Annotated in this window: 18 protein-coding genes; 2 read left to right on the top strand and 16 right to left on the bottom strand. The window is 47.2% G+C overall.

Going from position 1 to position 19,899, the window contains the following annotated elements; genetic code table 11:
- Positions 1 to 95: 95 nt before the first annotated feature.
- The 13 genes from pflA to BLR73_RS02975 form a co-directional block, all read right to left on the bottom strand.
- On the bottom strand, positions 96 to 836 hold the full coding sequence (gene pflA / locus BLR73_RS03035) for a pyruvate formate-lyase-activating protein (protein ID WP_176763598.1): 741 nt from the start codon (positions 834 to 836) through the stop codon (positions 96 to 98).
- Positions 836 to 3,082 carry a formate C-acetyltransferase gene (gene pflB / locus BLR73_RS03030; RefSeq protein ID WP_013063977.1) on the bottom strand — a complete coding sequence of 749 codons (2,247 nt, stop codon included), beginning with the start codon at positions 3,080 to 3,082 and terminating at the stop codon, positions 836 to 838. The genes pflA and pflB overlap by 1 nt, the downstream gene beginning before the upstream one ends.
- A 179-nt stretch (positions 3,083 to 3,261) precedes the next feature.
- Positions 3,262 to 3,363, bottom strand: coding sequence for a smalltalk protein (locus BLR73_RS14300; RefSeq protein WP_176763597.1), 102 nt, complete (start codon positions 3,361 to 3,363; stop codon positions 3,262 to 3,264).
- Positions 3,364 to 3,542: 179 nt separating this feature from the next.
- Positions 3,543 to 4,115, bottom strand: a complete 573-nt coding sequence (locus BLR73_RS03025; protein WP_091858821.1) for an HU family DNA-binding protein — start codon at positions 4,113 to 4,115, stop codon at positions 3,543 to 3,545.
- Between the two features lie 185 nt (positions 4,116 to 4,300).
- Positions 4,301 to 4,519: a DUF4248 domain-containing protein gene (locus tag BLR73_RS03020; protein ID WP_091858818.1), complete on the bottom strand. Its 219-nt coding sequence runs from the start codon at positions 4,517 to 4,519 to the stop codon at positions 4,301 to 4,303.
- 35 nt (positions 4,520 to 4,554) lie between these two features.
- Positions 4,555 to 5,514 (bottom strand): CHC2 zinc finger domain-containing protein, encoded by a 960-nt coding sequence (locus BLR73_RS03015; protein WP_091858816.1) that lies wholly within the window; start codon positions 5,512 to 5,514, stop codon positions 4,555 to 4,557.
- Positions 5,515 to 5,587: 73 nt separating this feature from the next.
- Entirely contained in the window at positions 5,588 to 6,895 is a 1,308-nt protein-coding gene (locus BLR73_RS03010) for a hypothetical protein (RefSeq protein ID WP_143010871.1), read from the bottom strand.
- 224 nt (positions 6,896 to 7,119) lie between these two features.
- A complete protein-coding gene (locus BLR73_RS03005) occupies positions 7,120 to 7,476 on the bottom strand; it encodes a hypothetical protein (protein WP_091858811.1) in 357 nt (118 codons plus the stop codon).
- 257 nt (positions 7,477 to 7,733) lie between these two features.
- On the bottom strand, positions 7,734 to 8,555 hold the full coding sequence (locus BLR73_RS03000) for a hypothetical protein (protein WP_091858808.1): 822 nt from the start codon (positions 8,553 to 8,555) through the stop codon (positions 7,734 to 7,736).
- Positions 8,512 to 9,531, bottom strand: coding sequence for a hypothetical protein (locus BLR73_RS02995; protein ID WP_091858805.1), 1,020 nt, complete (start codon positions 9,529 to 9,531; stop codon positions 8,512 to 8,514). The genes BLR73_RS03000 and BLR73_RS02995 overlap by 44 nt, the downstream gene beginning before the upstream one ends.
- A 674-nt stretch (positions 9,532 to 10,205) precedes the next feature.
- Positions 10,206 to 13,805, bottom strand: coding sequence for a type II CRISPR RNA-guided endonuclease Cas9 (gene cas9, locus BLR73_RS02985; protein WP_091858799.1), 3,600 nt, complete (start codon positions 13,803 to 13,805; stop codon positions 10,206 to 10,208).
- Between the two features lie 267 nt (positions 13,806 to 14,072).
- Positions 14,073 to 14,930, bottom strand: a complete 858-nt coding sequence (locus BLR73_RS02980; protein WP_091858796.1) for a hypothetical protein — start codon at positions 14,928 to 14,930, stop codon at positions 14,073 to 14,075.
- A gap of 90 nt (positions 14,931 to 15,020) precedes the next feature.
- Positions 15,021 to 15,329: a helix-turn-helix domain-containing protein gene (locus BLR73_RS02975; RefSeq protein WP_091858794.1), complete on the bottom strand. Its 309-nt coding sequence runs from the start codon at positions 15,327 to 15,329 to the stop codon at positions 15,021 to 15,023.
- A gap of 267 nt (positions 15,330 to 15,596) precedes the next feature.
- On the opposite strand from BLR73_RS02975, the gene BLR73_RS02970 reads away from it, so the two are divergent.
- Positions 15,597 to 15,971, top strand: coding sequence for a D-Ala-D-Ala carboxypeptidase family metallohydrolase (locus BLR73_RS02970; RefSeq protein WP_176763596.1), 375 nt, complete (start codon positions 15,597 to 15,599; stop codon positions 15,969 to 15,971).
- Positions 15,972 to 15,983: 12 nt separating this feature from the next.
- Here the strand turns inward: BLR73_RS02970 and BLR73_RS02965 are convergent, their stop codons facing one another.
- Both BLR73_RS02965 and BLR73_RS02960 read right to left on the bottom strand, forming a co-directional pair.
- Complete coding sequence (locus BLR73_RS02965; protein WP_091858788.1) at positions 15,984 to 17,294, bottom strand: threonine/serine exporter family protein; 1,311 nt, start codon at positions 17,292 to 17,294, stop codon at positions 15,984 to 15,986.
- Entirely contained in the window at positions 17,291 to 17,587 is a 297-nt protein-coding gene (locus tag BLR73_RS02960) for a hypothetical protein (protein WP_091858784.1), read from the bottom strand. The genes BLR73_RS02965 and BLR73_RS02960 overlap by 4 nt, the downstream gene beginning before the upstream one ends.
- Before the next feature lie 255 nt (positions 17,588 to 17,842).
- Between BLR73_RS02960 and BLR73_RS02955 the strand changes: the two genes are divergently transcribed.
- Positions 17,843 to 18,739 carry a LysR substrate-binding domain-containing protein gene (locus BLR73_RS02955; RefSeq protein WP_091858782.1) on the top strand — a complete coding sequence of 299 codons (897 nt, stop codon included), beginning with the start codon at positions 17,843 to 17,845 and terminating at the stop codon, positions 18,737 to 18,739.
- Between the two features lie 5 nt (positions 18,740 to 18,744).
- Here BLR73_RS02955 and BLR73_RS02950 read toward each other — a convergent pair whose 3' ends face one another.
- Entirely contained in the window at positions 18,745 to 19,860 is a 1,116-nt protein-coding gene (locus BLR73_RS02950; protein WP_233456427.1) for an alpha/beta hydrolase family protein, read from the bottom strand.
- Positions 19,861 to 19,899 lie beyond the last annotated feature (39 nt).

Genomic DNA, 19,899 nt, shown 5'->3' with positions numbered 1-19,899 from the left:
ACGTACTATTTTATCCAATACAGCGGTTGAAATGCATAAAAAAGTGCAGTAACACGAAGTTGCTGCACATGTTTTTTTGATCTGCGGCGGGAATTTTACTTGGCGCCGAGGATTTCCTTGGCGCGGGATAGCTGCTCGGCGGTGGGAGTGGCAACATCTTTAAGTGAGTAGGGGATGCCCAACTGCTCCCACTTGAAGGTGCCCAGGGTGTGATAGGGCAGAACCTCTACCTTCTGCACATTCTGCAGCGTGTCGATGGTGTGTCGCAGCTGTGTGAGCTGATCCTCGTCGGTTGTGATGCCAGGCACCAGTACGTGGCGAATCCACACGGGCTTGTTGATGTCCGACAGATAGCGGGCGCAATCCAGAATATGCTCGTTGCCGTGACCTGTCAACCAGCGATGCTTCTCGCTGTCGATATGCTTGATATCGAGCAGCACCAGGTCGGTAGTCTGCATCAGGCGCTGGAACTTACCAAAGAAAGGCTCCTCGCGGGTAAAAGGCTGGGCAGCGGTGTCCAGACAGGTGTTGATGCCGCGTCGATGTGCCTCCTCAAACAGGTCGATCAGGAAATCAATCTGCAGCAGCGCCTCGCCACCACTCACGGTAATACCGCCATCGGGGCCCCAGTAGCTGCGGTAGCGCTCGGCTTTGTTCAGCAGCTCGTCAATTGTAGCTGTGGTGCCACAGGCATCCGAGCCCAATTTCCATGTGTCAGGATTGTGGCAGTAGCGACAACGCATGCGGCAACCCTGCATGAAAATCAGAAACCGAATCCCTGGCCCGTCAACAGAGCCAAAGGATTCGGTAGAGTGTATATAGCCTGTACTACTCATTACAGACTCTCGTGAGATTGACGTGCAATTACATCCTCCTGCTGCTCGCGAGTCAGATCGATGAACTTCACAGCGTAACCCGATACACGGATGGTGAAGTTAGCGTACTCGGGCTTCTCAGGATGCTCCATAGCATCGCGCAGCTTCTCAACACCAAACACGTTCACATTCAGGTGGTGAGCACCACGGCTGAAGTAACCGTCCATTACGCGAACCAGCGTGTTAGCACGCTCCTCGTCGTTCTGGCCCAGAGTGTTGGGGCTGATGGTCTGAGTGTTCGAGATACCGTCGAGGGCATACTCATAAGGCAGCTTAGCTACTGAGTTGAGCGATGCCAACAGACCGTTCTTCTCGGCACCATAGCTTGGGTTAGCACCTGGCGACAGAGGAGTACCAGCACGACGGCCATCGGGCAGGTTACCTGTGTACTTACCATATACCACGTTAGATGTGATGGTAAGGATAGAGCAGGTTGGGGTAGCGTTACGATAGGTAGCGTGCTTGCGAATCTTCTTAACGAAGGTCTTCAGCAGCCATACAGCAATCTCGTCGGCGCGGTCGTCGTCGTTACCGTAGCGTGGGAAGTCGCCCTCGGCTACATAGTCTACGTTGAATCCCTCCTCGTCGCGAATCATCTTTACCTTTGCATATTTAACAGCAGAGATAGAATCTACTACGTGTGAGAAACCTGCGATACCGGTAGCGAATGTACGACGTACGTTGGTATCAATCAGGGCCATCTCGGCAGCCTCGTAGAAGTACTTATCGTGCATGTAGTGAATCAGATTCAGGGTGTTTACATATACACCAGCCAGCCAGTCCATAGCCTGGTCGAAGCGTGGAGCCAGCTCCTCCCATGTCAGGTACTCGTCCTTGATGGGGCGGAAACCAGGAGCAACCTGCTCGCGGGTCTTGGCGTCGACACCACCGTTACATGCATACAGGAAACACTTAGCCAGGTTGGCACGTGCTCCAAAGAACTGCATCTCCTTACCAGTCTGTGTAGCACTTACACAGCAGCAGATGCTATAATCGTCGCCCCATACAGGACGCATTACCTCGTCGTTCTCGTACTGGATCGAGCTGGTCTTAACCGAGATCATGGCAGCGTACTTCTTGAAGTTCTCGGTCAGACGTGGCGAGTAAAGTACGGTGAGGTTTGGCTCGGGTGAAGGACCCATGTTCTCCAGAGTGTGCAGGAAACGGTAGTCGTTCTTGGTCACCATGTGGCGTCCGTCCATACCCATACCACCTACCTCGAGAGTAGCCCAAACGGGGTCGCCCGAGAACAGCTCGTTGTATGATGGGATACGTGCGAACTTAACCATGCGGAACTTCATTACCAGGTGGTCGATCAGCTCCTGTGCCTCGCTCTCGGTCAGGGTACCCTCTTCCATATCACGCTGGATGTAGATATCCAGGAATGTAGATACACGACCTACCGACATGGCAGCACCGTTCTGAGTCTTGATGGCAGCCAGGTAGCCGAAGTACAGCCACTGTACAGCCTCGCGAGCGTTGTTAGCAGGCTGCGAGATGTCGAAGCCGTAGATTTGAGCCATAGCCTTCATCTCCTTCAGGGCCTTAATCTGCATTGAGATCTCCTCACGCTGACGGATGATATCGTCGCTCATTACACCGGCACCGCAGTTGCGCTTGTCGGCCTCCTTCTCGGCAATGATAAAGTCGATACCATACAGGGCCACACGACGGTAGTCGCCTACGATACGGCCACGGCCATAAGTATCGGGCAGACCAGTCAGGATGTGGTTGTGACGTACGTGCTTCATCTCCTCGGTGTAAGCATCAAATACGCCGTCGTTGTGGGTTTTGCAATACTTTGTGAAAATCTCGTGCAGCTTCTCTGATGGCTTGTAACCGTAGTTGGTGCAAGCCTGCTCAGCCATCTTAATACCGCCAAAAGGCATGAAGGCGCGCTTCAAGGGTTTATCAGTCTGCAGACCAACTACCTTCTCCAGGTCCTTCTTACTCTCGTCGATGTAGCCAGGGCCATAAGCTGTCATGCTCGATACGATCTCTGTCTCCATGTCGAGCACACCGCCCTTGGCACGCTCTTCCTTCTGCAGCTCCTGCAGACGGCCCCACAATACGTTTGTGGCATCTGTAGGCTCAGCCAGGAAGGTCTCGTCGCCCTCGTAAGCTGTGTAGTTGTTCTGAATAAAGTCTCTGAGATTGACCTCCTCGGTCCACTTGGTTCCTTTAAAACCACGCCATTCTTTACGCATAAATCAATTAGTGTTTTATATAAAAAAAATAATACCTATTGCAAAATCGGGTGCAAAGGTACTATTTTTTTTTGGACTACGCAAATATTTACGTAGCAATAATTGATTATTTTGATTTGGCGCAATTGATTTAGCGTACCAACTTCTTGCCATCTACAATGTAGATGCCGTGTGATTCCTTAATATCCCATGCAACTGGTAGCCCCCAGCGCCGTTACTATCGCCGTAGCGATACTAGCAATCATCTGTACGATGAACTTGATGGTTTCTCTCTTACTCATAATGTTTAATGTTTCATGTTTCGCTCGGCTTTGCCGCTTGGCATCGCCAAGAATGTTTCATGTTTAATCTTTAATGATTAGGCACAGATTACACGGCTCTCTTTTAGAGAAACGCAGCTCTTTTTCGTTGATAACAGCCGTGTCCTTTTTTAAAAGGCCGTGTTAATCCGTGCCTAAAACTAGTCGCCGATTGGTTCGTTGTGGTTACCGCCGCCCTGGTTACCGCCGCCCTGGTTACCACCGCCTCCGGTATTGCCGCCGTTGCCTCCGGTATTGCCGCCGTTGCTGGGCTGTGGGTTGTCGGGATCTTCCACATCGCCGCTGTCACTCGAGGTAACACGCTTAACCTCCTTGCCGGTGCGGTCGAAGCAGGTAATCTGCACAGCCGTCTTCGAGAGCTCCTCCTTCAGGTCAACATCTGGGGTGAAGATGATGCGGCGACTCGAAATCAGTCCGGCCTTTACCTTGTTCACATCGTCCACGCTCTTGGCGCGCAGGCCGAATCGCATCGTACCCAGTCCGGGCAGCGCCACGCTGTGACCCTCGGTGGCCCATGCCTTAATTACTTCGCCAGCTGCATCCCAGCAAGCTTGCATCACACCTTTGCTAACTCCGCTACGCAGGGCAGCCTCCTTAATCACTTTGTCCTGATTCAGGGCGGTGTACAACTCAGGCAACATCACGTAGCGGTACGTGCCAGCGTAAGTGCCAATCTTAATCAACTGTTCGGTTGCTTTAACTTTAAGTGCCATAATTAAATTACGTTTTAAAGGGTTTAACATTAAATTTTTGTTGCCTAACTAGGGAGATTTTTTTCTCTAACTAGCGAGATATTTTTCTCCTTTGTTTCGACATTACAAAGGTACAACATTCGCCGCCACCGTTTAGGCGATGGCAGGCGATGCCGTGCGATAGGCGAACTTTTTTTCCTATTTTTTTAGGGTTCGCCAAGGTGTTCTACTATGGCTTTTACCTGCCGTGGGGTAAATGCCTTGCAGGTGGGCTGATAGCCGGTGGCTTGCAGTTGTTCCAATAGCTGGGTGCAGCGGTTAATCCACGCCATCAGGTGGTTAACGGCTGTGCGTGGCATGCTATCGGGAAAGTACATCAAGGCCAGCTCCTTCTTGGTATAAGCCCTAATGATAAACGTCTCCATATAATGTTTAATGTTTAATGTTTAATGTTTAATGTTTAATGTTTCATGTTTCGCTCGACATCCCGAAGGGTGGCGCTTGCTACCGAAGGGACGCAAGAATCTTTAATCCTTAATGTAAAAAACTCACTAAAGTCCTTACACCCTTTGGGCAGCTGATGGTGCTGCAGATTGGGTAACACCTGCTGCAACTGTAGGAACAATCGTTCGCCTGGCTCATCTTGGTCGGGATACATGTGGAAACTAGTTGACAATTGATCATTGATAATTGACAATTGTTCTACATCCTTTTTGGTGAGCAGGGTGGCCGAGGGGATGGCGATGGCTTTATGACCAGCCGATAGCATGGCCCAGCAGTCGGATGCACCCTCGGTAATAAACAGCGGTTCGCCTGGCTTCAGCAGGTTGAGTACGGGCAGGTTGTAAATGCCGCACTCGGCGCCTGGTGGAAAGCGGAAACGGGGTAGGGCACCTTTCACCAAGTTGCGGTTCTGCACACCCACCAGCTGCCCCTCTTTATTATAATAAGGTGTCTGCAACCAGGGTACACCCTTGCGGTCGGTCCACGAGGTTAACCGGCACCACCACACCACGCGGGGATCAATCAGTCGCTCGTAGAACAGAAACTTACGTGCAGCCTCGTTCAGCCACGGGTGCTCAAAGTATGGCTCGTAGCGACTGGCATCGAATGGCTGTGGCGCATTGTCCTTTTGGGTTGGTTGCCACTCGTCTATGATTACATTGTGCTGATCGGCCAACCATCGGCATGCATCTTTAAACTCCATGTGCAGGTAGCGCATCACCAGATCGATGGTGCCGCCCGTAGCCCCACACACAAAGCAGCGGTAGGTGTTGGTCTTTACACGGAACGACAGACTGGGGTGGCTATCGGCATGAAACGGACAAAGACTTTTGTGATGCTTTACGCGAAGTCCAAGTCGCTCGGCGACCCCCTCAATAGGTAGGTCGCGGAGCTTTTGCAGTTGTATCTTATCCATTTTAATGTTTAATCTTTCGCTCGGCTTTGCCGCTTGGCATCGCCAAGAATGTTTAATCTTTAATGTTTAATGTTTAATCTTTCTTCCCCTTCAGGTACAACTCCGTCTTGGTATAAATCCCCGTTTGGGCGCTGTACTCGATGAACTTACGATGCACCCATTTGCGCAGCTGATTGCTGGCACCCTCAATGGGCTTGTTCTGACTTTCGCGTAGAGCCTCTAACTGGGCCTTGTTAAACTGGGTGGGCAGGTCGTCGAGCATATTTCTGGGGCCTCGGCGTTGGCTGTCGTTCGCACCCTCTTCGCCGTTGCTTAGCATGGTGGCAAATAGCTGCATCTTGCTCCAAAGGTCGTGATACACTAGCCATTCTACCAGTTCGGCCATCGCCTTTGTCCACGTCTGGTTGTTCAGTATCCACAGCACGCATCCAGCCTTCCAGGCCGATACCAAGCTACGGTGTGATATCTCGAACAGCACGTCGTCGTCGGTCAGATCGGCCAGCGTGGCCATATCCTCAGCCAATCGATCGATAAGCTTGTTGAGTGGACGGATAATGTATCGGCCCTTGCTGTTACCAAGACGCTCCAGGTACTCATCCAACTTCTGGTAAAACTCATCGGGATAGTTACCCTGACGGGGAATGCGACCACTACGCTCACCACGGGGCTTGAACGAGAACACCATGCGCCCGAAGGTTCCGTTAAACAGCTCGTACTTATAAAAACGACGGGTGGCGCCAGGGGTGCTTGAAAAGGTGAGGTTGGCGCGCAGGATAGGGTTGCCGCTTACACCATCGGCTGTGGCACGCAAGGCACCTGCACGGGCACGATCGTAAACATTTCGCAGCAACTGCGACAGTTTTTTATGACTACCACACAGCTGGTCGGCCATCTCAACCTCAGGCATATTAAAGTACTGTGTGCGACCGCCCTGTGCCTCGAGTGCCATCGCGTTCTGTATGAATGCCGGGTTGGTGGTGTCGGTTGGCGGGAAATAGATGGCCACCTCGGGACGTACTTTATCCTTGTTGTTGCCTTTGCCCTTGGGTAGCTTTGCCCATTCTACCAATTTGTTCATCTCTACCAGGTCGTGCTCGGTAAAGTCGCGACAGATGGCATTAATAAGGTTTGGAAACTGCCCCTTGTTATCGCCACTATTGGCCACCAGGTTGGCCATCATGCCGCATGGTTCCTTCCAACTGTTGTCGGGGTACATAAATTCCGTGCCGCTGATGTGTGCGCCAAGTACGGGGAAGAACATCGGAACCAGGGGCGCGTGCATATCTTTTGATGCCTGCGAGAGTAGGAGTTTTATACTTTCTGTGCCTTTACCAAGGTTTGGCATCGCAGGCGCTGTGTTATTTGAAATCTCGTATTTCATTGATAATCTGCTTTTTAGGTGAATTAATACTACTAATGATATAACCCTCGCGTTCCAGTTCCAGTTGTTCCAATTATTATTCTGGTAGTCCCAATTACCCTTGTTTACTTATATAACTATCTATATATCAATTAGTTATAATTGATTAAAAGGGCTATTTGCTCCGCAAAATAAAACTGGAACATTTGGAACTGTCACACGTCTCAGGGCCATTTGCTGTTGGGTTAGCCTTCCTCTATAAGGCCACTCAATCCCTCGCAAAGTTCGATGTACACCTCGTATACATATCTCGACAAGGTAAGACTGCCGCCGATATGCATGGGCTTAAAGTTGGGGCGGTACGTGCCATCATCCTTACGTGTAATTGTAATGCGCTTACCCTCGTACACTTTGGGATTACGCTTAATGGTAGTTGATGGAATCGTCTCAACAAACGTAAAGTGTTCGTCGTAACGAAACTCATCGCTCTCCACATCGCGACGCAGTACACCCAGATAATTCTTACCCACCTTTGCCAGGCGATCCTTGCGCAGCAAGGTTTTCAAATTCACGCTAAAATGCGTGTTGCAATTCTTTTTCATTTTTCTAATTATGAATTAAAATTGCCCTCTTGCACTTACGCGATGATATAGATAGGCTGTACTTCATCTCGCGCTCGGAGCCGTGCCCAGTTTTTTTCTGCCGACTAACATCAAAAAGAATGCAGCAGAAACTCCGATTAGAAATTTCTGCTGCAAAGATACGATGTGTGTGGAAATGGAACGAAATAATTGAATAGCGATAAATAGCCGTATATTCATCGCTATTTATCGCTATAAAGTTTGGAACCTTTAAATGATTATTTCTCGCAAAAAAGCGCTTTGAAAGGTTTTAGTTCATCTTCGGAAAAGTAATTGTTCAGCCCAATTTTATACCCTCTGTATTTAGTAAGGTATGGTTTTATGGAGTTTCCTTTCACACCAAATTCTTTTTCAATACTTGGTGCCGATACATCTTGTTGGATTTTTCCTGCTTCGATGCCCCCAATAATTACTAATGCTGTTTGCTTCGGTCTGCTGGGAGTGATATTCTTTCTTATGATACTTATCACTTTGTCAGTCTCAGCATTGTTTATTATAAAATCCGTAAACTTCGTAACTTTTGTACCAGATTCTTCCCGATTACAGCCATTATCTTTTTCCGGTTCCTCATTGATAAAGGTGTCATACCAACCGTCGGGTAGGGAGATGGAGAATATCTTGTCGAGCATTAGGGGCCACTCCTCAAAAGAATGGTTGGCTATATTTTGCATAAGCTGTTGGGTAAGTGTGAATTTGTAGAAACTATGACTGCTTGTACCAAGCGCCAAGATGGCAAAACCAAAGACTATGCCCACAGCCTTTCGTATTTCGTTCTCGCTTACATGACGGTCGAAACGCTTGTACTCATTGTGCTTTTGTAGCCATATGTCCTCAATTTCTGTTGATATAGCGTCACCCTTGTTGGCGATGATATTAAGTAGCTCGAGTGTTTCAACAATACACTCTTCTGGACACAAACCAAATTCTGTCAGTTCGGCCTCCAGTTTTCGACCAATCTGACAAATAGCCTTGTAAAGCTCGTTCTCGGCATACTTCTCACTTACGAGCTTTATTTCTGCGGGTTGGAACCTCTGATTCATTTAGGTAGTTTTTAGTTTGTTCATTAATTAAGTTAAACCATGTTTCAAGTCCTGTCATGTTGTCAAAGTCGCGAGTACCAATACTAAAGTTATGTAAAACTTCGAAAGTCAATGGGTAATATGCCCTTACGTAGTCGTTTATGCGGTAGGTTTTGAATTCCTTAAAGGTGATGCTGATATCATAACCGTTTTCGCTACAGAGTTTTACCATTTCAGCCATGTCTTTGTTTGCCTGTGAAATTTTGCCATTTGAGTTCTTATCAAATTCCATTGTGAAGAATCCTTTCAAGGCGTCTGAAATCTCAACCGTTTTTAGCATCGCTTTCAGGTGTGCAGAATTTATCTCCATGCCCTTTGACTTGTTGATTTTCTTGGGATTCTGAAACGAGAACGAAACCTTACGAATATAGTCGCCGTGTACGAACAATCTTTCATTTACAAAGTCCCAAATATCTTTTGGGTTCATTCTGGCCTCGATGCGCATCTCAAGGTCAAATAGGTCGCCAAGCATACGATTGAAGTTTTCTAATATCACATCACGCAGCAAATCGGGTTTGCTTCCCCAGGCTGGTGATTTCTCAATAGCCATCAATCCTATGCCAGGACGATTGTCTATCAGAATGTAGCAATATGGGTTCGACTCAATTTCATCTTTCTCATACGTATCAAAACCATTTTGGTCTTTTCCTGTACGTTTCCACCAATCTTTGAATTGGCTATTGTTTACGCGCCATAGAAAAATGTCGTCTGCCTTAGCTAACACATCATTTGGTAGCATGGTTATAATTTCGCCCTTTTTATTCTTTTTGGCAAGTTTGTCGATACTGTTTTTGTCAAACAGACTTGCAAAGCAGGTTTGAGCAAATTTAACGTATTTAGCACCATCTATACCATCAGCGGCGGTTTGTATTGATTGCTGTGGCGATTTATGAAAATCGAATTTGTAAATTGCGTAAAGCGAATTTCTTTTGTCCATTACTTATAGTTTTTTAGAATTTGAGTGGCAAAGGTAGCAAAAATACGTTAAACAAAAGCAAGAATCGTCTGCAAATTTGAGATTTGATTACATATTTTCTTGTTTTCTAGCATAACTTTCCATTTGGTGCACAGTTTCCATATTTTCCGGCTTAAATTGATACGTTTTATGAGTAAAGGCTTGACAGGATGCACCGGCGAGTATAAATATAATAATGTGGCGAAAATTGCAAATATCACAAACTTTTTGGATGAAATTTGGATAATATCACAAAAATAATGTATATTTGCAGCGCAAAGGGTGATCTTTGACATGTTAGTACAAAGCAATATCATAAACAGCTGGGCCTACACCAGCCTGCAGAACATGATGTTGTGAATACCTTTCAAAATTAGTACAAAGCAATATCATAAACAGCCTTCATGCTCAAGGCCCTGCAGGAGCTGCGTTGTGAATACCTTTCAAAATTAGTACAAAGCAATATCATAAACAGCTTTGGCATGCACCTCACCCAGCAGTACCGCGTTGTGAATACCTTTCAAAATTAGTACAAAGCAATATCATAAACAGCAAATCTGCCGTAATCGACAGAATCATAGGGGTTTATGATTGCAAATAGAAACACAAAAATGTTTATGATAACAGAGAAATCCCTCGGTATCGAGGGATTTCTTTTATTCTGCGTACTCTATGTGTCCTATCTTGGTTATCCGAACCTTTACAGCACCCTTTAGTCCGTTTGGATTCCTAATTCTTTTCCACGTCATATTTTTCAATTTTGTATATTCCCCCTTTGTCGCATCGTACTGATGCCTGAAGCGATAGTCGCCTTCCGAAATAGTTTGCACCTTGAATAGATGTGGACTTATTAAAGCATAGTTTTCTTTTGCGGTCAGATCTATGTCTGCAGGATTAAATCCGGAAACCTCGTCTGGAAATACGAAGCAATCATTCATCTGCAAAGAAAACAAGAATCGCCAGCCTTTGTCTGCATTATATGTCTTGTTGATGACTGGGTTGCCCTGTATAGCGTTGTCTACAGCATCAAAGAACGACACTACAACTTCATGCAGTTCGTGCTGCGCATCTTCGTATATCGCAACATGATGGTTGTTGTTTGTTCTAACGTAGTCGGTAGATTGTGGCTTGCCATCCTTGTCAAGCAGAAGTTCGCCCTTGTTATTACGTTTCTTGTGGATAGCGCGGGCATCCTTTAATTTGGTTCTTACGATAACACGTTTGATGCAGATGCCTTTCTCACGATTAAACCAGATCGGATTCTCCTCCAGATTGGCGAAAGCCTCTTTGGGCTTATTGCCATACTCGCGGAGCCTTTCCTGAAGGATGCGCTGCACACCCTTGTCAACCACGTCATCTATATTCAAACTCTCGTTTACCTCTACTCGTTTGGTGAACACTTGAACTCCTTTCTCCTTGATGCTGCCAAAGGGATTGTCATCGTGTAGTTTGCCTCTTGGTGTGAGTTGCACCTGGCGGTTGCCTTCTTTTTTCTTCTTGGATTTCGAGATGTTCAGGTTGGGTGTTACAGCACTCGTAGCAGGCTTTTGGTAAACGTTGATTCTCTCCAACTGATTTTTTACCTCAGCACGCAGCTCTCCTAATGGCATTGGCTCATTGAATCTCCAGTTTCCCTTTTTGTCGCGATGCAGATAATCATGTCGCATCTTAAGGAGTTGATTTCGAGTTTCGCCCTGTGAGTTCAACGAGTTCAAATAGAATATGAAAGCGGGCTTGGTGAAAGCCACGGTGATGGCATCCATCGCGTGGTTGCGATGGTCGGTACGCTTCGTCCAGGCATCCTCATTTATCTTGCGAACAGTCTTACCGTCTTTGTCCTCATAGGTATCAATCAAATCGAGTTTTTCATATTTGTCCCAGACGAGTTCCTGCAGGACATCCACCAATTGCCAGTCGTCGCGCAGGCGACAGGTGATGCTACCCGTAGTGGGCACTACTTTACGAGTGATAGTACCCAAAAGTTCATAGGCCTTGCGGTTTATGTATTGTGTCAGACCCAAATCCCTTGTTAGGGGTTCGTCCTGAATGTCGGCAGCTGTGCGTAGCAAATTGTCTTTCTTGGCCTTGCTGATAGATTTCAGTTTGAACAGGTCGTTGACTCTGGCTATATATTGCTGGGCTTCAGCCTCACCATATTTCCATTTCACATAATCCAGAGCAGTCATATCGCCCTTCTCTTCGTTGATGCTCGAAAGTTCTATGGTCAGCGCAGAGAATGCGTTGCTTGGACTCTTTGCTTTCGGGATGATGTGTTCTTTGTCGAACTTGCGATGAATGATAAGGTCAATCAAATCAACCTTTGTCTTAGAATATAGTGTCTTATAGCCGAACGGTGCCAACTCCTTATACAATCTGTATTTCAGAATGTCGTTTTCGCTGACATAGGTTACGTGATAACCTCGTTCGTTTAGCTGGTCGATAAGTTCCTGTCGGCACTTAGCTCGCTCGTTCTTATTGTTCTCAATGTCCTGAGTCATCCGCTTTCGACTTTCTGCGTTCTTGCTAAGGTCGCGTGCCAACTCAATGCGTATCTCGCTGAATTGACCATATTCCTCGCCATATTCATCTATCAATCCGTTTACTACCGAAACCATCTGATTAAGCACTCTTTCAACCAGCGGATTACGCAGGCTGTTGTGAGGAATGGGTTGCAGGTATTGTTGCAAAACGCGGCTTTCGTTCTCTTCCTTGGTGATGGAACGCTTGGAATGATTGTAGCCCGCCTTTTCGCAGGCCTCATTATACTGATAGCCTTCTTTCAGAAAAGGTAGAATCTTTTGTATGGCTTTGGCGCTGAGACGACCATAGCCATCAGGGAATTTGATGTCGGCAATGACTTTGGCATATTCATCGTTGTCGAAGCCGAAGAACTCTTTTACGCGCTGCACAAGCTTGGAGCTGCCAGAGCGGGAATTGTCGCCAGGAAAAGAATAGAGCAGATGCCACAACTTATAATGAGGCTGCATGTAGATTTCAGAACCTATTATGACTTCAGCATTCAGCGCTTCGGTCTTATAACCCAAGCCCTCGAACACTTTGCATATAGCATCAAGCACATCTTGTGCTCTCATCTTCTTGATGTCCAACTTGTCGTGTCCCGTCAATTCCAATATCTTCAGGTAAGCATTTACCAGTCTCGCCTGTGTCTCGTTGCCAATCAGGGTGTCGAAATTCAGGTCATAGGTCTTGGTCTGTTTGCCGACAAGTAGTCTGATGGCAGCGGTCTTGGTTAGCTCCTTCCTGATAGATAATTCTGTGGCCAGCATCTCCTTCTGTTCCTGTGTCAGATAGTATTGCTCAAGTGTGGTGGTGTTGGTGAGAACAACATCATTCAGTCGCTGCCACATTCTGAATTGTTGGAATAAGGGCGACGATACAGGGCTCACTCTGCTGCCTGTTGTTACCAGTTGTTTCTTGCCGTTTTTCTCAATCTCAATCTGATGGCTCTCCAGTTCGCAAAAGTTCAGTTCCTGCTTTTTGCTTTCTATGGGGCGCTGGTAGAAGATAATCCGGTTCTTGATTTCCTTTTTCAGTTTACGAGTCAGTTCAGGGTGGAATGCCATCTGCGTCTTCCATATCTGCTCAAACTCATCCTCGTAGTCCTTACGATAGAATGTCTGGCGCTTGATGCCTTTCAAAGGATGAAGATTTAGTTGGTTCATCAGGTATTGTCCAACGGTCAGGTGGTTCTCAACCAGCGATTGGCTACGACCTGTTATGGCTGCTATATAAGCGCCCAGATCCTCTATGTCGGTATCTGTCTCGCCCTTACGACTGCTTTTGTAACCGCGTTTTTTATTGATCATAAGCAGCACCCTTGCCAGTTCGGTTAACGAAATTTCCTCACTTGCAGCCTTTGCTCTTAACATAAGGGTTTCGTACGTGGTTCCCTTGCCGTCCTCACACAACAGGGTATCGTTGTTGATGAAACCATTGTCGTGCAACAAGGCTATTAGGGCTTCACGTCTTAACTTGAAATGCTGAAGGTTGCGATGAGCACCACGCTTCTGTCGTCTCACCAGATTAGGCGAAACGGTGAGTCCCTTCCTGAACATATCTATGGGCTTCCCCTCTGATATTTTTCCTTTAGCGTTCATATACGCAAAATTGTCAAAGTCAACCTTAACGACATTCGAATCAATAATCCTTGATTTCTCGTTGTCGTTCTCGGCTTCTAATATCAGCGCCCAACCGATACTGGCTATTCCTGGGTCTAATCCTAATATAAATTTCATGGGGTAGCAGCAATTTAATTATGTCTTGCAAAGATAATAAAAAAGCTAGATAATGAGATGAAAACAACCTCGATTTTTGATAAAATTATGGATTGGGGATAGGATTTTGAAAAATATTCCATCGTTTTCTTTGTTCATTCGAAGAAAAAACGTATCTTTGCAGCACTAATTTTGAGGTATTCACAATAAGGATTATTCCGTTGTGAACATTAAAGAGAGCCAAAACTATTTTATAATAGTGGCGGTTCTTTTTCTTTTGTGATATTATTACTCTCTATACTTGGAAAGTATATACCTATTCAGGCATTCTTTATCTAGTTCAACAAACTCCTTTCTGTGCGATTCTATGAACTCTTGACTTATCTTCTGTATTAACTTAGGTAATAGCAATTCAAATAGTTTTTGCGTGGAATCTACTGTGGTTTCCAGTAATTTGTTTAATTCGCCTACAAATTCTTTCTTTGTTTTTGCTAATAGATATTTATTCTCCTTTGTCCCCTCTATGTATTCAGGCCTATCATCCGCTGTTAATGGTTTAATGTGATGTCTCGACCAAATGATAGTAAGGTGATAGTTGTCTAACATTTTGGAAGTTAAAAGTCCCTCATGGGAAACCTTGTTCCGTTTTTGCTCATGTTCTTGTATTGCTGAATAGTAGCGTTCCAGAAGCTTGATAATATCTATCTCATTATTTGTTTTTAAAGCTTTTTGAAGATTTCCCCATTGAATCATTCTTTTGCTGCCGGTATTGATGTTGCACAACTCAACTACTAACTTGAAGAATAAATCATGAATAGTTGTTATAGCGTGACAGAATGAAGAGTAGTGGTATCTGTAGAAATCATATGCAGTATACCCATTTGCAAAGTAGTATTTATTATTATAACGCCTCTTAATTTGTAATATGGCGAGTCGCATATATGACATTGACGAAATAATCCCCATCAAAATTGTCTTTGCTTTTAGCAGACAAGCCTCGTGTGGTAAAAGTGGTGGACGATTCCCCTTTATTTTACTCGTAATATAAGGCCACGGGCGTTTGAGGTCGTCTAAACGGGCAAAGTCGTTCAAGATATAGGTTATCTCGAAGAAAGGTGTTTTGTAGATGGAGTCGATATTGCTCATGATTCACTATTATTGATTACGCAGCAAAAATACAAATAATATTCGAAAAAGCGGCGCATCCGATTGGGTGTGCCACTTGTTATTTGAGTGTTATGCCATCTCCAGTTCTTCTTGGAGAATAGAGATCTTCAAGCAATCCTCTATCTTAGACATAGTTTCGAGAGAAAGATTCTCTTGGCCTTTCAGAACCTTTGAAACGTACTGCTGGCTACATCCCATCTGTTCGGCAAGCTGTTTCTGGGTTAAGCCTAGTTCATCCATCTTCTCAAGCATCTTCACGGCGATACGCTGAGAGTGACGCAACCATGACTTGTTCTGTTGCCTCCACTCTGCACGTTCCCTCCATTTTGAAGGTGTTGTTGACTGATGTTCCTTCAGTCGTGCAATTACATCTTTCATTCTTTACCTCCTTTTTGGCGCAAAGATAAGAATATATTTAGAATAATACAACTTTTAGGTTGTATTTTTGCAAGAAAATGGTTGATATTATTGAATTTGCGGCAGATAAGGACGAAATAATACTCCATTATGTAATGCTATCGAGATAAAAGGGCAGGGAACGGCAACTTGCTCTGAGTGGATTGTGTATCTTCGTGATGTATTAATCATTAACGAAGTATTACAATGAAAGAAAATCTAAATGACGTTCGATTATCGGCCCATTTTATGCTGGGCGAGTTTATTAATCTGCAGAAGTATGCGGATAACATCCCTACGATGCAGGCGGTGGTTAACTTAACTTATGGCTGCCACATGCTACTGGAGCCTGCCAGGCAGGTGGTTGGGCCTATCATCATCAACTCCGGGTTCCGCTGTAGTCGGGTGAACGCTTTGGTTGGTGGCGTGAGTAACTCGCAGCACCTCGTAGGTCAGGCTGCGGATATCCGTCCTAAGGACGCACGGCAGTTCCAGCGGCTAATCGAATTCCTAAAGGCACACGACCAAACAGATCAGCTATTAACAGGTAACGGCTGGCTGCACATCTCATGGAATCCCATCGCCACACCAAGGCATGATGTAAGAGTAGGGTACTATAAGTAACCCTACTTTTTTTTATCGCGCCGCAATCATCCTTCGGAAGAAGATGTTGGGGATGGCTACACCGAGGGCGATGAACAGGATGGTGAGCGATGCCTGGATGGCATTGTTCATAGCTACTGTTACTTCGCCCTCGATGCCGTGCATGTTGATGAATGCAAACAGGGCACGATACATGAGCACACCAGGAATCATGGGGATGACGCTGGGGATGCTGAGCAGCTGATGTGGGGTGTGCAGCTGGCGAACGAGCGCACAACAGATGATGCTGACTACGGCCGAACCTGCAAACGAACCTACTACCAGGCCTTGGTCTAACCCGATGTTGCCGCTGGAGGGGCCGAGGTTAACGAAATTGCGGGTGCAAACGCTGATGATACCACCTAAGGCCACTACCCACATGAGTTGACGCGGCGTGTTGAAAATCATCGAGAATCCGATGGCCGAAATGGCGGCGGCCAACATATATTCGTGGTAATTGTGATGGGGCGTCATGGGCAGATCCTTGGCAAAGTTATCGATGCCGCAAACCTGGATGGCAAAGGCGATACCGAAGGCCATGGCCAGCAGCATCATCAGCGTATTGACAGCTCGCGTCATGCCCACCTGGGTGAAGCCCGAGAGCATGTCGCTTACGAAATTAATGAGTGGTACGCCCGGCACGATAAACAGGGCACAGGCTAACAACGGGTGCCAGGGGGTAGAGGATACGAGTACCGACGGCAACCAGCTACTGGCTTGGGCGTAAACCGACAGCAAGCTGCACATCCAGGCCAAGAGTGTGGACACAAAGGCGGCGATACCGATGTTGACATAGGCATTACTACCTTTCTCGTTCAGAAACATGCGCAGGCGCAAACCAAAGATAGCAGCCAGGGCAGCATAGAAAAAGGCGGTCCAGTCGCAACCGAACTGGATGCAGAAACCACCGCAGGCCAGTCCGCCACCAACGGCTACCTGCCAGGGCGAGTAGTTGCGTTTCTGACGGGCGATGTAATCGAGCTCCTGCTGGTAGCGATCCAGCTGATAATGCAGGCGCAGGGCCTCGCACGACAGGTGACTTACCTGGCGCAGGGTGTCGAGATTAACTCCATGCCGCTCAACACGTTGGAACTTGGTGAACGAGCGCTCGCCATCACTCAGGTTTACCATCAGCATGTTATATACAATGTAGATGTGTAACCTGCTGAGTGGCAGCCCTAAATAAGCTGCCACTCGCTTCATGGTTCTCATGGTACGGCTGGTATCTGCGGCACTCTCCATTAATAAACATCCAGTTCGGAGTAACAGATCCAGCCTCTTTTGCAAATCATCTATATTCTTCATTTCGTGGTGTTTTCGCGTTGTCCAAGAAAAGCGATAATGGGCTCGATCTCGTGTGGACGGGCCTGTATCAGCAGATGGTCGCCGTGGTGTAGCACCGTGTCGTCGTCGGGGTGTACGATGCAATTCGATGAGTCAGCCAATCGAATCTCTCGTACCACAAACCGGCGACTTATCAGCTCTTCTACCTTGCCCAGCGTCAGTCCCTCGATGCTGTCGTGCTCGATAACTACGGCAAACTTGCGCTCGTGGTTGTGCTGCAGGTACCAGTAGAGGCAGATGAATAACACAGACATTTCTCCTAAAACAATAAACCAACTTGAAGACATAATACCTAATTAATTATATTAAAACAGTTATATTTCTTTTTCCGGGTGCAAAGGTACGGCTTTTTGGGTACCTGGCACGCAATTGGCTATGACTTGTGCCGAACGTGGCGATTTATGTCAAGACGAATGCTGCTATCGATAAAAACGATAGCCAAACGTATTGGCAAATGCATATTTTTTGTAATTTTGCACGCGCAATTTTAATTTAATAAGGTATATATCATGGAAATCAGACAACTTAGATACTTTCTACGTGTGGCCGAAACGCTTAATTTCTCGCAGGCAGCCCGCGAGCTGTTTATCACCCAGAGTACGCTGTCGCAGCAGATTCTGCACTTGGAGCAGGAGCTTAACCAGCAGCTGTTTGTGCGTAACAGTCATGAGGTGATGCTGACCGAGGCTGGCGAGATACTGATGCCGATGGCCCGTGAGAGCGTACACATGGTAGATAACTGTGTGTTGCGCCTGCAGGAGCTGAAGCAGTTGCTTACGGGCGAACTGAATATCGGCGTAACCTTCTCGTTCAGCAGTATCATGGCCGAAACGATGACCGACTTTATGCGAGAGCACCCCAAGGTAAAGCTTTCGGTATGCTACTCGTCGATGGAGGATTTGATTGAGCGCCTGCTGCGCCACGAGCTTGACCTGGTGTTTGCCTTTAAGCCTAACGAGGCCGACCCGCGCATAGAGAGCCGCGTGCTGTTTAACAACCGTGTGGCTGCCGTGGTGAACGACGAGCACCCGCTGGCTGGCGAAAAGAGTATGACGCTGGAGGACCTGCAGCGCTATCCGTTGGTGCTGCCCACTAAGGAGTTGCAAGCCCGCAAGGCTTTCGACCGTATGACGGCACAAAGCGGACTGGAATATAACCTGAGAGCCGAGATAAACAATGTGAGTCTGATTTTCAAGTTTGTACACCAAACCAAGTATGTGACCGTGCTGTCGGAATCGACCGTTATCGACGAGGACGGACTGACCGCTATCCCCATCATAGCCGAGGGTAACGGTATGGAGGGGTGTATCCATACACTAAGAAACGGCTACCAAAAGGCAGCCGCTCGAGAGTTTATCAGAATGGTAAACCAGAGTATTGCCATCTGGAAAACGATGGCCTTATAACCTGTTTACTTGATGTTTACCGTAATTTGCGCGGGGAACATGTAAGCCGGATCGTTACGCTGGTAAAGGGTGCGGCGCAGCATGCCGGGCTGGGCTTTTACCTTGCCCTTGAACAGCTTGCGGCCCTGGTACATAACGGTAACGGGCTTTTTAAGATCTACCATTTTGTCGCATAGCGAGAGTGTGAGCTGCGAGTAATCGCAACGGGTGATGGTAATGGTGTTGCCATCAATCTGGGCACGTACCTCTTTGTCGCGAGCCAACTCATTGGCGGGGGCTGTGAGCCAGTAGAAGTAAGGGGTAACCACATCGGCCTGGTGCCAAACCACGCGCTTGGGGTAGGGGTTACGCTGGTACTGGGCCATCCATGTAACAGCCACGGTATCAACACGATCCATCCAATGGCCTTTGCCCTCTACGATATGTCCTTCGTGGATGTAGCCCTCGGGATCGGCTGCGTGCAGCGAGTCCATCTCTACGATACGATCCTGGCAACGGTACACACGATCGTAGGCATCATCAAGCTGTCCGCACCAGATCATGAATGGAGTGTTACGCAGATTCAGGAGCGACACATCGCCTGGGTGACCAGCCATCATCGAGGCGGCAGCCCAATGGTCGGCCATGCGGGGACCAAGGCGCCACACGCCATCGCCACCGGCCGAGTAACCCATGATGTAAACCTTGTTGGGATTTACATCGCAGTAGGCCTGCATCATCATGATAATCTGACGGTAGAAGGTGTCGTCCTCGGGACGGAAATGAAGGTCCCATGTGTTGGTGATGGCTCGCGGACTGAGATAAACGGCACCCTGTGGGCGATACAGTCGCTTCTGGTTCTCCCATTGCTGATCGTTCAGTTCGGCAGGGGCACCGCCACCGCCATGAAGCGAGATGTACAGGGCGTAGCCATCGGCTGGCTTGGGGCCATAGATGCTCCAATGCAGTTTCATGGTGAGGCTGTCGTTTACCAGCACCTTATTGCGGTAGGCATCGGCAAACACGGTACGTACTGAGTCCTTCCACTCGTTGATGAGTGTTTGCTCGTCGGTTGTAGCTGCACTCGCGCCGAATGCCGTAGTGAGCCACATTAGTAAGATAGTTAGTTGCTTTGCTTTCATTGTCATTTAGTGTTTTTGTGAAAAGAGGTGGAACTCTTT

Origin of the sequence: Prevotella sp. khp1 (assembly GCF_900102205.1) — a bacterium.
Lineage (GTDB): Bacteria > Bacteroidota > Bacteroidia > Bacteroidales > Bacteroidaceae > Prevotella > Prevotella ruminicola.
Note: the sequence above shows the minus strand (reverse complement) of the source record. Positions and strands in the feature narration are given on the sequence as shown.